A 12233-nucleotide genomic window follows, 5' to 3' on the forward strand; every position below is an offset into this window, starting at 1 on the left:
TCTACGGTGCTCCGCACGGCTCGCTTCCCGCACCCTCCGTCCCCCTCTGCGAGGTGCCCATGAGCACGACTCCACCGCCCCGCTCCACGCCGTCCACGGGCGTGCGGCCGCCGGGTGCCGAACGGGCCGTGGAGGACGGCGCGTTCGGCTGGCTGCGCGCCCTCGGCCCGCGCGGCCGGAGCGCGTTCGCCGGAGCGTTCGGCGGATACGCCCTGGACTCCTACGACTACTTCACCCTGCCGCTGAGCATGGTGGCGCTCGCGGCCCACTTCGGCCTCGACAGCGGCCGGACCGGCCTGTTCACCACCGTGACGCTGGTGGTCTCGGCGGTCGGCGGAGCCGCGGCCGGCGTGCTCGCGGACCGGGTCGGCCGGGTCCGCGCCCTGATGATCACCGTGATCACCTACGCCGTCTTCACCGTCGCCTGCGGCTTCGCGCCCGATTACGGGACACTGCTGGTCTTCCGTGCCCTCCAGGGCCTCGGTTTCGGCGGCGAGTGGGCGGTGGGCGCGGTCCTGGTCGCCGAGTACGCGAGCGCCCGCCACCGGGGGCGCACGCTCGGCGCGGTGCAGAGTGCCTGGGCGGTCGGCTGGGCACTGGCGGCGGTCGTCTACACGCTGGTCTTCTCCTTCGCCGGCGACGACCTGGCCTGGCGGGTGATGTTCTGGACCGGGGCGCTGCCGGCGCTGTTCGTGGTGTGGCTGCGCCGTCGGGTGCACGACGCGCCCGCGGCGACGGCGGCCCGGGAACAGGACCCGCGCCGGGGCTCCTTCGCGGCGATCTTCCGGCCGGACCGGGACGGCGTACCGGGCCTGCTGCGCACCACGCTCTTCGCGAGTCTGCTCTCGACGGGCGTGCAGGGCGGCTACTACACGCTGGCGACCTGGGTGCCGACGTACCTGAAGACCGAGCGCGGCCTGTCGGTGGTCGGCACCGGCGGCTACCTGGCCCTGCTGATCTCCGGCGCCTTCCTCGGCTATCTCACCGGCGGGCGGCTCACGGACCGGCTCGGCCGGCGCGGCAACATCTGGCTGTTCGCGCTGCTGTCGGCGGTGTGCGTCCTGGTGTACGCGAACCTCCCGCACGGCGCCGACACCTTGCTCCTGGTGCTCGGCTTCCCGCTCGGCTTCTGCATGTCGGCCATCTTCAGCGGCTTCGGCTCGTACCTGAGCGAGCTGTACCCGACGGCGGTGCGCGGCACCGGACAGGGCTTCACGTACAACACGGGCCGCGCGGTGGGCGCGGTCTTCCCGACCCTGGTGGGCTTCCTCGCGGACGGCTGGGGCGTCGGCGGCGCGCTGGTCTTCGGCGCCCTCGGCTACGGCCTCGCCGCGCTGGCCCTGCTGGGGCTGCCGGAGACCCGCGGGACGGACCTGGCGTGACGCGGCACGCCGTACCGGCCATCGTGGAGATCGGCCGCGGGACACCTGCCGTACGACAGCCGCCGTGCGACTGCCGCCAGACGACGTCCGCCGTACCGCGCCCGCCGTACGGGCGGCGGGCCGAGAACCGGAGACACGAGAACCCATGAACGCGATCACCTCCCCCGCCCGGATCGATCTCAACGCCGACCTCGGCGAGGGCTTCGGCCGCTGGCGGCTGACCGACGACGAGCAGTTGCTGTCCGTCGTCACCAGCGCCAACGTGGCCTGCGGCTTCCACGCCGGGGACCCGGTCACCATGCGCCGGGTGTGCGCGCTGGCGGCCGAGCGCGGGGTGACGATCGGCGCGCAGGTCTCCTACCGGGACCTGGCCGGCTTCGGGCGGCGCGCGATGGACGTGCCGCCCGCCGAGCTGGCGGCCGAGGTGGCCTACCAGATCGGCGCGCTGGAGGTGTTCGCGCGGGCGGCAGGGGCGCGCGTGGCGTACGTCAAGCCGCACGGCGCGCTCTACAACCGGGTGGTGCACGACTCCGAGCAGGCCCGCGCGGTGATCGACGGCGTGCGCCTGGCGGACGCCTCGCTGCCGGTGCTGGGCCTGCCCGGCTCGCGGCTGCTGGAGCTGGCCGCCGAGGCGGGGCTGCCGGCCGTCACGGAGGCGTTCGTGGACCGGGCGTACACCGACGAGGGCACGCTGCTGCCGCGCGGCCGGGAGGGCGCGGTGGTGACCGACCCGGACACCGTCGTGGAGCGCTCGGTGAGCCTGGCGCGTTCGGGCGCGGTCATCGCGCACTCCGGCGCGCGGATCCAGGTGCGCGCCCGGTCGCTGTGCCTGCACGGTGACACGCCCGGCGCGGTGGACCTGGCCCGCCGGGTGCGCGAGCGGCTGGTGGCGGCGGGCGTGCGTGTGGAGGCGTTCGCATGAGGGCGCTGGTCGTGGGCGACGACGCGCTGCTCGTCGAGGTCTCCTCCGGAGCCGAGGCGCAGGCCCTGCACGCCGAGCTGCGCGCCCGCCGCGCGGCGGGCGCGCTCACCGTCCGGGAGATCGTCCCGGCGGCCCGCACGGTGCTGCTCGACGGCCTGGCCGACCCGGCCCGCTGGGCGGCGGAACTGACCGCCGCGCGGATACCGCCCGCGCCCCCTCCCGCGGGCGAGCTGGTCGAACTGCCCGTGCGCTACGACGGCCCGGACCTCGCCGTGGTCGCCGGGCACTGGGGAGTGAGCGAGCGGGAGGCGGTCCGGGTCCACGCCGGCACCGAGTTCACCGTGGCCTTCTGCGGTTTCGCGCCCGGCTTCGGCTATCTCACCGGGTTGCCGGACCGCTACGCCGTCCCGCGCCGCGCCACCCCGCGCACGGCGGTCCCCGCCGGTGCCGTCGCGCTGGCCGGGCCCTACACGGGCGTGTACCCGCGCTCCTCGCCCGGCGGCTGGCAGCTGATCGGCACCACGGACGCGGTGCTCTGGGACCACAGACGGGTACCGGCCGCCCTGCTGGCACCGGGGACGCGCGTGCGCTTCGTACCGGTGGAGGACGCGTGACCGGGCGGCGGGCGGTGCCGGGGCGGCCGGCGGTCCCGCGCGGGACGGCGGTCCGCACGCGCGCGGGCGGCGTGCCGGCGCGGATCGTGGCCGGGGAGGACGGATGACCGACCGTACGCTCGTCGTGGTGCGCGCCGGGGCGCTGACCACCGTGCAGGACCGTGGCCGGCCGGGGTACGCGCATCTCGGCGTGCCGCGCTCCGGAGCGCTCGACCCGCCCGCGGCGGCGCTGGTGAACCGGCTCGTCGGCAATCCGCAGGACGCCGCCGTCCTGGAGACCACCCTCAGCGGCTGCGCGCTGCGCCCGCGGTGCGCGGTGACGGTGGCGGTCGGCGGCGCGCCCGGCCCGGTGACCGTGGGAGGCCGCCCGGCCGCGTGGGGCGCGCCGGTCGTGGTGCCGGCGGGCGAGCTGCTGGAGGTGGGCGCGGCCACGGCCGGCGTACGCGGCTATGTGGCCGTCTCCGGAGGCGTCGCCGTGGAGCCGGTCCTCGGCAGCCGCGCCACCGACCTGCTGTCCGGTCTGGGCCCGGCCCCGCTCGCGGACGGCATGGTGCTGCCGCTGGGCACCCCGGCCGGCCCTCCCGCGCGCGTGGACGGCGCCCCGCAGCCGCGTCCGCCGGCCGAGCTGGTGCTCCGGGTGACGCTGGGCCCGCGTGCGGACTGGTTCACGGCACGGGCCGTGCGGGACCTCACCACGCGCGCGTACCGGGTCTCCGCGGCGAGCAACCGCATCGGGCTGCGCACCGAGGGGCCGCCGCTGGAGAGGGCGCGGGCCGGTGAGCTGCCGAGCGAGGGGATGGTCCTCGGGGCCGTCCAGGTGCCGCCGGACGGGCGTCCGGTGGTGTTCCTCGCGGACCATCCGACCACCGGCGGCTATCCGGTGATCGCCGTGGTCCGCGCCGCCGACCTGCCGGCCGCCGCGCAGGCACTGCCGGGGACACGCGTGCGCTTCGTACCGGTACGGCGCCGCTGAGCCCGACGACGGCCCCGGGGCGCCTGCCGGGCGGGCCACAGGGATGCTCGGCTCGGCTCAGGGCACGCCCGGCGCGGCAGAACGGGTGCCGCTGCGGTGCGGGACGGCGGCGAGGAACGGCCGCCACGACACCGTCCAGCCGAAACGCCCCGCACGCGCGCGTGCCGCTGCCTACGTCTCAGGAGGAGGCCCACGGCGTCCGTGAACGTCCGGCCGCAGTCCGCCGCGGCAGCGTCTCCAGGGCATCCGGGGCCGGGCCGGGCGGTTCCCGGCCGACAGCTAGGAGACCCCGTCTCTCCGCGCGGGGAACGTCCCATGGGCCTGGGGCCGGCCGGGCGGGTCAGGCCGTCGTCATGGCGGCCTGACCCGTGGGCCATCCGCGGGCCACCCGCGGTTCACCCGCCGGGCGGTCGTCCGCCCGTGCCGGATGCGCGCGGGGCCCGGCCGGCGTGGGTCCGGCCGGAGGGGGCTCAGCCGAGGGCGGCGTCGGGCCCGAAGCGGCTGCGTACCGCGGTCTGCACCTCGTCCTCCTCGGCCGGATCGGCGGCCAGGCGGCGCAGGCGCTCCACGACCCGGGTGTCCCCGGTCTCGGCGTGCCGGGCGGCGAGTTCGCGGGTGCTCTCCTCGCAGTCCCACAGGCACTCGACGGCGAAGCCCGCGGCGAAGGAGGGATCGGTGGCGGCCAGCGCGCGGGCGGCGCGGCCGCGGAGGTGGGAGGAGGCCGTCTCGCGGTAGACGTGCCGCAGGACGGGGGCCGCGCAGGCGATGCCGAGGCGCCCGGCGCCGTCGACGAGCGTCCACAGGGTGGGTGCGTCCGGTCCCTCGGCGCGCACGGCCTGGCGGAGCGCGGTGAGGACGAGGTCGCGGTCGCCCAGACCGCCCCGGCAGGCGAGCACGCGGCCGGCGGCGGCGCCGAGCGCGTCGGGGCGCCGGACCCAGGCCCGCGCGCGGGCCACGGCGGCATCGCCGCGCATCCGCTCGAAGGCGTCGACGGCGGCCTCCACGACGACCGCCGTGCCGTCGGCGACCGCCGCCTCGACCAGGGCCAGGGCGTCGGGGTCGGCGCCGTCGGCGAGGTAGCGCAGGGCGGTGCAGCGGGCTCCGTCGGTGCCGGACCGGGCGGCCTGGAGGATCTCTGGCCGGTCCTCGGGGCCGGCCACGGCGGCCAGGCAGCGGGCGGCGGGCACATGGAGGGCCGCGCCGCGCTCCAGGCCCTGCTGGGCCCACTCGAAGACGGCGCGCACGCTCCAGCCGGGCCGGGGGCCGGCGGGACGCATCTGCCGTTGCCAGCGGTCGAAGCAGCCGGTCTCCTGGGCGGCGCGCACCCGCGTGGCGACCGACGGGCGCGGGTCCTCGGCCCACAGCCGCCAGGGCCGGGGTTCGAAGGCGTCGCGTACGGCGGCGGCCAGCTCGGCCTCGCCCTCGGCGTCCGTGGTGAACCGGGCCAGGACCGGGGCGGCGAGGGCGCGCAGGCCCGCGTCGTCGTCCCGGAGCGCCAGCTCGTCCAGCGCCCAGGCCCAGTTGGTGCCCTGCGCGGCGTACCGGCGCAGCAGGGCGAGCGCGTCCCGCCGGCCGTAGGAGGCGAGGTGTCCGAGGACGGCCAGGGCCAGGCCGGTGCGGGACTCGTCGGTGTCGAGGACGTCCTCGGGGTCGAAGAGGTGTGCGCGTACGGCGTCCAGGCCGCCGTTCAGGTCGAGGAAGAGCCGGGCGTAGTAGAGGGAGCGGTTCTCCACCTGCCAGTCGTGGCGGGGGTCGCGCAGCACACAGTGGTTCAGGGCCGCGAGCGCTTCGGCGCGCGGGGCCGTGAGCGCGTGCAGCGTGCCGTCACCACGGCCGCGCTGGAGCAGCCCGAGCAGCGTACCGCTGGGCGCTATGACCGGATCGAACATGGGAAACAGCCTCACATCAAGCGTCGAAGCAACCGGGGCACACGCGTTACCTGGCCGCTTGACACAACGTCGGAGGGCCCGCCGTCTCATGCTTGCTGTAGACCATCTCTCTCTGCCTCTCGTCGGTGGCCCATGCGGACCGCTTCACGGCCCGCGCGGCGCGGCAACACCTGCCCGGCCATCCCGTCCGTGAATCACGTCGTCATGATGACCCGCGCTGTGTGCCGCCGCGACCGTATTTCCGGCGGCCCCGTACCGCCTCCCCCGTTTTCCGTGTCGTAGCTGGTCAGGACGCTCGGCTCAGTGCGCGCCGAACAGTTCCAGCAGTTCCGTCTTGCCGAACATGCGGGCCGTGTCGACGGCCGACGGCGTCCCCTCGGAAGGGTCGGCGCCGCCCTCCAGGAGGGCCTTGATCACGTCCGTCTCGCCCTTGAAGACGGCGCCCGCGAGCGGGGTCTGGCCCCGGTCGTTGATCTGGTTCGCCGCCGCGCCGCGGGCGAGCAGCGCGCGCACCGCGTCGGCGTGGCCGTGGTAGGCGGCGAGCATCACCAGGGAGTCGCCGCGGTCGTTGGTGAGGCCGGCGGGAACGCCCGCGTCGACATACGCCACGAGCGCCTCCGTCTGTCCCTGCCGGGCCAGATCGAAGATCTTGGTCGCCAGCTCCACGACCTCGGGGTCGGGGGCTTCACTCATCGGCCGGACCGCCTCTCCTTGCGCGTTCGGGACTGCTTGGGGACTGGGTGAGCGTACGGCAGGGCGCGGAACGCAGCCGTACGGGTGAATCGCCAGCGTACTGGCTCGCGCGGCACATGACCCGATGTGCCCGAGGTAAAGATCACCAACGCACCCTGCCCCGGGCAAGAGCCCTGGTCAACCGGGCATTGACCACTCCCCCGCATGGGGTGAATTCTCCGTTTTCCACCCGGTTGCACCTTTAATCGTATGGATACATGCTGTGATCCTGGAAGAACTCATGGTGACTGTCCCCCACCTTCGACACCAGGAGGCCCCAAATGATCCTCTCCCTGTCAGGCGTGCTGCTGCTCGGCACCGTCGTCTTCCTGTTCTTCCGCAAGGACGGGCTGAAGGGCTCCCACGCCACGGTGTCGGCCCTGTTCGGGTTCTACCTGTCGAGTACAGGCATCGCCCCGGGCATCAAGGCGGGCGGCGAGAGCCTGGCCAGCCTTCTCGGCGGCATCAAGTTCTGACCCCGCCCGTACCGCCCGCACGCACCCACAGGAGTCAGCAGTGGCCCGGCGTCCTCTCCCCCGCATCCTGAGCAAGGACAGCGCCCAGATCGCCCGGACGCAGATCGCCCGGAGCAGGGAACTGGCCCGGACGGCGGCCGACAGCGCCACCGACGTCCTCCACCCGCTGATCACCGTCGCGCGCGGGCTGCGCCTGCTGGCCTCGGCCGGCCGGCGCAGGTGGGCGGAGACGCCCAAGGACAGACGGGGGCCGCTGCTGTTCCTCGGTGCCTCCCTCGTCCTGGTCGTGGCCCTGGTGCCGTACGGGCCGCTGCTCGCCGTCGTCACCGTGATGGCGGCAGCGGCCTGGCAGGGCCGGGACCGCTCCCCGGCCGCGTCCGACGGACCCGACGCGGCCCAGACCGAACGGCTCAAGGCGCTGTACGAGGCCCTCGTGCCGTACTTCTCCAGTCCCGAGGACCCGGCACCGCTGTACGCGCACGGCGGCGCATGGGACAAGGCCTTCGCCGACCAGGGCTTCGACGACGCCGGGCGCGTCGGCCACCTGGTGATCCGCTATCCGGCGTACTTCCCGGACGGCCTGCCGGAGTCCCGCGCGCGGATCGAGCGGCTGCTCACCGCGAAGGCCGGGCGCAGCCGCGAGTACCACTTCGCGTGGGACGAGGAGGGCAACCAGCTCACCGTCACCGCCCTCGCCCCGCTGCCCGCCGACATCCCCGCCCAGCGCTTCGTCACCGCGCCCGGCGAGACCGTCCTCGGCTACACCGACCCGAGCGAGGTGCAGCGCACGCTCCCGCTCTCCTACGGCGAGGAGCGGATCGACGTCCCGCCGGTCGTCTGGCGCACCGGCATCCGGTCCACCGAGCCGCACCTGCTGGCCATGGGCCACCCCGGCAGCGGCACGTCCACGCTGCTGCGCTCCATCGCCCTGCAAGCCCTGCGGCACGGCGATGTGCTGGTCGTGGACGGCGGCGGCACCGGCGAGTACGCGTGCCTGACCGGCCGGGACGGCGTCCTGGCCGTGGAGTGCTCGCTCGCCGGGGCGCTGGCCAGTCTGGAGTGGGCCGCGCGGGAGACCGAGCGACGGCTCATCGCGGTCAACCTGGCCCGGCAGGCGGGCGACCCGCCGCCCGAGGACACCCGGCGCCCGCTGTGGCTCCTGCTGGACCGGCCCGGCGTCTTCGCCCACCTCGCGGCGGCGGACGGCCGCCGGGACCCGCAGACGCTGCTCCAGGCGCCGCTGCGGCACGGCCGCGCGGCGAACGTGACCGTGGTCGTCGCCGAGCAGTTCGACGGCGCGGAGGCGCTCGGCGACGCGGTACGGCAGCACACGCGCGCGCGGGTGGTGCTGGGCCCGGCGACCGCGGCCCAGGCGGAGGCGGTGCTCGGGGTGCCGCCGCACACGACGACGCCGGGACGGGTGCCGCCCGGACGCGGGTACGCGCGGCTGGGGTCCGGACCCGTGCACCGGCTCCAGGTGCCGCGCACACCCGATCCGTACGACGACGCCACGAGCGACGCCGACCGGCAGGCGGTGCTGGAACTGCTGCCCGCGCGGGGCGCGGTGGCGGGCGCGGAACCGGCGGATCTGTCGAAACGGCAGACCGGGGAACCGGAGCCGGCCGGTACGGAGCACGTCGAGGTCCGTACGGAGCCGGCCGCCGCACCGGTGGCCGCACGCGCTCTGGCGGCCGAGAGCTGACCGGCGACCACCGCCTCCGGCAACCGGCCGGGCGCGCGACAGCCGGGGATGGTCTTCCGGGTTCCGGCGACCGGCCGCGTGAGGGCCGGGAGGGCGCCCCGCGTTTCGGCGACCGAACGCCCGAGAGCCGGGACGGCACCCCGCGTTTCGGCGACCGGACGCCCGAGGACCGAGACGGCGCCTCGCGTACCGGCGACCGGACGCCCGCCGGCCGGGGGCGTTCGGGGGCCGTCCGCGTGGTGTCGGGCCGGCGTTCGGGGTGCTGTCCTCTACGCCACGAACGTCCGGGGCGACTCCGCGCCGCCCACCGCCCCGGACCGCACCAGGCGGGCCGCCGCGGCGAGCCGGGCCGCCGCCTCGTCCGCCACCGCCCCGCCGACGGTGAACGGCAGCCGCACATAGCCCTCGAACGCGCCGTCGACACCGAAGCGCGGTCCGGACGGGACCCGGACGCCGACCCGCTCCCCCGCCTCCGCGAGCCGGGACCCGGACAGGCCGCCGGCGCGCACCCAGAGGGTCAGACCGCCGCGCGGGGTCTCGAACTCCCAGTCGGGCAGCTCCCGCCGTACCGCCGCCACCAGGGCGTCCCGGTTCTCCCGGGCCTGCGCGCGGCGCAGCTCGACCGCCTGTTCCCAGCCGCCCGTGCTGAACAGCCAGTTCACGGCCAGTTGCTCCAGCACCGGCGTGCCCAGGTCGGCGTAGGCCCGCGCGGCGACCAGGCTGCGGATGACGTCCGGCGCCGCGCGCACCCAGCCGATGCGCATGCCCGCCCAGAACGCCTTGCTCGCCGAGCCGACCGTGATCACCGTGGAGCCGGCCGGGTCGAAGCCGCACACCGGCCGGGGCATGCCGCCGTCCCGGAACTCCTCCTCCAGCCACAGCTCGGTCATCGTCTCGTCGGCGACGATCACCGTGCCGGCCGAGCGGGCCGCGTCCACCAGCCGGCGCCGCTGGTCCTCGTCGGCGAGCGCGCCGCTGGGGTTGTGGAAGTCGGCCACCACGTAGGCGATGCGCGGCGCGGACTCGCGCAGGATCTGCCGCCAGCGGTCCATGTCCCAGCCGGACAGGCCCTCGGCCATGGCGACCGGGACCAGCCGGGCGCCCGCCTCCCGCATCAGCTGGAGGATGTTGGCGTACGACGGCGACTCCACGGCGATCCGCTCGCCGCGGCCCCCGAAGAGGTGCAGGATCGCGTCGATGGCGCCCATCGCGCCGGTCGTCACCATGATCTGTTCCGGCATGGTGGGGATGCCCCGCGCGGTGTAGCGCTCGGCGATCATCGAGCGCAGGGCGGGCAGCCCGGCCGGATAGTCGCCGTGGGTGTGGGCGTACGGCGGCAGTTCCTCCAGGGCGCCCCGCACGGCCCGGGTGAGCCACGGCTCGGGCGCCGGGAGCGAGGCGCAGCCCAGGTCGATCACCGAGCCCAGGGCCTCCGGGGGCAGCGGTTCGAGGCCGCGCGCCGGGACCGGGTTGCCGGCCGGTACGGCGGTCCAGCTGCCGGCTCCGCGCCGGGACTCCAGGAAGCCCTCGCCGCGCAGCGCCTCGTAGGCCGCCGCGACGGTGGTGCGGCTGACGGAGAGGGCCAGGGCCAGTTCGCGCTCTGCGGGCAGGCGCGCGGCCACCGGGACGCGTCCCTCCAGCACGAGCAGCCGGACGCCGTCGGCGAGGGCGCGGTAGGCCGGCGGCCGGCGGGTGCCGGGGCCGGCCGGCCGGTCCTGCTGGGAGGTGAGGAGCCGGGCGAGCTGGGCGGCCCCCACCGCCGAGGTCCACTGCGCCATGAAGATCAGTCCACCTTCCCCGGATTGGCCATGGATGACGGTTCTTCCGCAGTCGCAGAGTGTCATGTGTCAGGCCACCGCCACCACCCAGGGGGTCATTCCGTGCCCACTCCCCACCGTTCCGCGCCCGACCCGTCCGCTCCCTGCCCCTCGGCCGCCGCCAGCTCCTCCTTACCGGTCACGCCCGCGCCCGGCACCTCCATACCGGCCACGCCCGCACCCGGAACTCCCATACCGGACGCACCCGCCGCCGGCCCGGCCCCGGGGGACACGGCCGCTCCGGGCGCCTCCGCTCCCGGCCGTCAGCTCGGTCGGCGGCTCGTCCAGCTCTACGTGGGGCTGACGCTGCACGGGGGAAGTTCCGCGCTGCTGGTGGCGGCCGGTCTCGGCCTGGAGCCGTGGGACGTGCTGCACCAGGGGCTCGCGGAACTGACCGGCCTCAGCATCGGCGTCATGCTGATCATCGTGGGCGCGGTGGCGCTGCTGCTGTGGATTCCGCTGCGGCAGCGGCCCGGACTCGGCACCGTCTCCAACGTCGTCGTGGTCGGCCTCGCCATGGACGGCACGCTCGCCCTGCTCCCGGACATCCACTCCCTCGCCGTACGCGTCCTCCTGCTCGTCACCGGCATCGTGGTGAACGGCGCGGCGACCGGCCTGTACATCGCGGCGCGCTTCGGTGCCGGTCCGCGGGACGGACTGATGACGGGCCTGCACGAGCGCACCGGCCGGTCGATCCGGCTGATGCGGACGGCGGTCGAGGTGACGGTGGTGGTCAGCGGGTTCCTGCTGGGCGGCACCATCGGCGTGGGCACCCTGCTGTACGCCGTGTCCATCGGCCCGATGACGCAGGTGTTCCTGCGTCTGTTCGCCGTCCCGGCGGCACCGGAGGGCGGCACGGTCGTCGCCGGCGCGACGCCCTAGCGGGCCATACTGCGTCCGTGAACCTGACGACACCGCCGCCCCGCCATCCGTACCTGGACCATCCGGGGCCGATCGCCTTCGCCCACCGGGGCGGGGCGGCCGACGGCGTGGAGAACACCGTGGCGCAGTTCCGGCGCGCGGTGGAGCTGGGCTACCGGTACATCGAGACCGATGTGCACGCCACGGCGGACGGCCGGCTGGTCGCCTTCCACGACGCGACGCTGGACCGGGTCACCGACGGCGCGGGCCGGATCGCCGACCTGCCGTGGTCGGAGGTGCGGCAGGCGCGCGTGGGCGGCCGGGAACCGGTGCCGCTGTTCGAGGAACTGCTGGAGACCTTCCCCGGGGTGCGCTGGAACGTCGACGTCAAGGCGGAGCCCGCGCTGCGGCCCCTCCTGGAACTGGTCGAGCGCGCCGGCGCCTGGGACCGGGTCTGCGCGGGCTCCTTCTCCGAGGCGCGGGTGGTGCGCGCCCAGCGGCTGGCCGGGCCCCGGCTGGCCACCTCGTTCGGCACCCGCGGGGTACTGAACCTGCGGCTGCGCTCATGGGGGCTGCCGGCCGCGGTGCGCCGCTCGGCGGTGGCCGCGCAGGTGCCCGAGGCCCAGTCGGGCGTGCCCGTGGTCGACCGGCGTTTCCTGCGCGCCGCCCGCGCACGCGGACTCCAGGTGCATGTGTGGACCATCAACGAACCGGAGCGGATGCACCGGCTTCTGGACCTCGGGGTTGATGGCATCATGACCGATCACATCGACACGTTGCGCAAGGTCATGGAGGACCGCGGCGTCTGGGTCTGACCGCCCGGCCCCGCCGGGTCCCGCGCCTTCGCGGGAGCACGGGGAAGCGA

General features: G+C 75.6%; 11 protein-coding genes. 8 read left to right on the forward strand and 3 right to left on the reverse strand.

The genetic code is table 11. The features are described from left to right. Nucleotides 1-59: 59 nt before the first annotated feature. From ACZ4SV_RS20030 to ACZ4SV_RS20045, 4 genes are all read left to right on the forward strand, one after another. The gene (locus ACZ4SV_RS20030; RefSeq protein ID WP_468005877.1) at nt 60-1382 is read left to right on the forward strand and encodes an MFS transporter; all 1323 of its coding nucleotides are present in this window, start codon (nt 60-62) and stop codon (nt 1380-1382) included. A 145-nt stretch (nt 1383-1527) separates the two neighbouring features. Continuing rightward, nucleotides 1528-2304: a LamB/YcsF family protein gene (locus tag ACZ4SV_RS20035; protein WP_468005878.1), complete on the forward strand. Its 777-nt coding sequence runs from the start codon at nt 1528-1530 to the stop codon at nt 2302-2304. Continuing rightward, nucleotides 2301-2918 (forward strand): 5-oxoprolinase subunit B family protein, encoded by a 618-nt coding sequence (locus ACZ4SV_RS20040; protein WP_365941548.1) that lies wholly within the window; start codon nt 2301-2303, stop codon nt 2916-2918. The genes ACZ4SV_RS20035 and ACZ4SV_RS20040 overlap by 4 nt, the downstream gene beginning before the upstream one ends. Nucleotides 2919-3021: 103 nt before the next feature. Continuing rightward, nucleotides 3022-3891: a 5-oxoprolinase subunit C family protein gene (locus ACZ4SV_RS20045; RefSeq protein WP_468005879.1), complete on the forward strand. Its 870-nt coding sequence runs from the start codon at nt 3022-3024 to the stop codon at nt 3889-3891. A gap of 470 nt (nt 3892-4361) precedes the next feature. On the opposite strand, the gene ACZ4SV_RS20050 is transcribed toward ACZ4SV_RS20045, so the two are convergent. Both ACZ4SV_RS20050 and ACZ4SV_RS20055 read right to left on the reverse strand, forming a co-directional pair. Continuing rightward, nucleotides 4362-5780: a HEAT repeat domain-containing protein gene (locus ACZ4SV_RS20050; protein WP_468005880.1), complete on the reverse strand. Its 1419-nt coding sequence runs from the start codon at nt 5778-5780 to the stop codon at nt 4362-4364. Between the two features lie 300 nt (nt 5781-6080). Next, nucleotides 6081-6473, reverse strand: coding sequence for an ankyrin repeat domain-containing protein (locus ACZ4SV_RS20055; protein WP_365877761.1), 393 nt, complete (start codon nt 6471-6473; stop codon nt 6081-6083). A gap of 320 nt (nt 6474-6793) precedes the next feature. Here ACZ4SV_RS20055 and ACZ4SV_RS20060 point away from each other — a divergent pair, with 320 nt between their 5' ends. Together ACZ4SV_RS20060 and ACZ4SV_RS20065 are read left to right on the forward strand one after the other, a co-directional pair. Then, the gene (locus ACZ4SV_RS20060; RefSeq protein ID WP_397969569.1) at nt 6794-6988 is read left to right on the forward strand and encodes a hypothetical protein; all 195 of its coding nucleotides are present in this window, start codon (nt 6794-6796) and stop codon (nt 6986-6988) included. A gap of 40 nt (nt 6989-7028) precedes the next feature. Continuing rightward, a complete protein-coding gene (locus ACZ4SV_RS20065; RefSeq protein ID WP_468005881.1) occupies nt 7029-8690 on the forward strand; it encodes a P-loop NTPase family protein in 1662 nt (553 codons plus the stop codon). A 269-nt stretch (nt 8691-8959) separates the two neighbouring features. Here ACZ4SV_RS20065 and ACZ4SV_RS20070 read toward each other — a convergent pair whose 3' ends face one another. Further along, the gene (locus tag ACZ4SV_RS20070) at nt 8960-10468 is read right to left on the reverse strand and encodes an SCO1417 family PLP biosynthesis transcription factor (RefSeq protein ID WP_365877757.1); all 1509 of its coding nucleotides are present in this window, start codon (nt 10466-10468) and stop codon (nt 8960-8962) included. A 333-nt stretch (nt 10469-10801) separates the two neighbouring features. Between ACZ4SV_RS20070 and yczE the strand changes: the two genes are divergently transcribed. Both yczE and ACZ4SV_RS20080 read left to right on the forward strand, forming a co-directional pair. Continuing rightward, complete coding sequence (gene yczE / locus ACZ4SV_RS20075; protein WP_365877766.1) at nt 10802-11389, forward strand: membrane protein YczE; 588 nt, start codon at nt 10802-10804, stop codon at nt 11387-11389. Nucleotides 11390-11406: 17 nt separating this feature from the next. Continuing rightward, a complete protein-coding gene (locus ACZ4SV_RS20080) occupies nt 11407-12183 on the forward strand; it encodes a glycerophosphodiester phosphodiesterase (protein ID WP_468005882.1) in 777 nt (258 codons plus the stop codon). Nucleotides 12184-12233 lie beyond the last annotated feature (50 nt).

The organism is Streptomyces sp. NPDC027672 (assembly GCF_055566335.1).